At 68.2% G+C, this 638-nt stretch carries 1 protein-coding gene; it reads right to left on the reverse strand.

The genetic code is table 11. The annotated features are described in order from the left end of the window. Positions 1-638, reverse strand: a 638-nt coding sequence (locus tag CXQ97_RS20965) for a molybdopterin dinucleotide binding domain-containing protein (protein ID WP_368784524.1), incomplete at both ends; no start/stop codon positions are given.

Consider the following 638-nt stretch of genomic DNA (forward strand, 5'->3'; position numbering starts at 1 on the left):
GCGGGGTGTCGTAGGCGAGCAGGGTGAAACCGCGCACGCGGCGCTCGATACCGTCGTCCCACAGCGAAATCAGATCGACCTGCTGGCCGGCTTCCAGGCCCAGCCGCTGGATGTCGGCGGGATTGACGAACACCACATCGCGCATCCCTTTCACCCCACGATAGCGATCATCCAGACCATAGAGCGTGGTGTTGTACTGATCGTGGGAGCGCAGCGTCTGCAGGATCAGGTCGACCTCCACGCCGCCGTGGCGGGCCTGCTCGGGTAGCAGATCGGCCGGCAACGGGTGCGCCTTGAACTCGGCGCGACCGCTGGCGGTTTTCCATTCGCGCCGGGCGGCGGCGTTGCCCAGGTAGAAACCGCCAGGGCGATGCAGGCGGTGGTCGAAGCCGGTGAAACCGGGAATGGTCGCCGCAATCAGCTCGCGGATACGGGCGTAGTCCTCCACCAGCCAGAGCCAGTCCACCGGGTGTTTGCCAAGCGTGGCGGCGGCGATGCCAGCGACGATGGCCGGCTGCGAGCGCATCTCGGCGGACGCGGGCTCGAGCTGGCCCCGGGAGGCGTGGATCATGCTGAACGAGTCTTCCACGGTGACCGCCTGCGGGCCGCAGGCCTGGCGGTCGATGTCGGTGCGGCCG

The organism is Arthrobacter sp. B0490 (assembly GCF_002929355.1).
Lineage (GTDB): Bacteria > Actinomycetota > Actinomycetes > Actinomycetales > Micrococcaceae > Arthrobacter_D.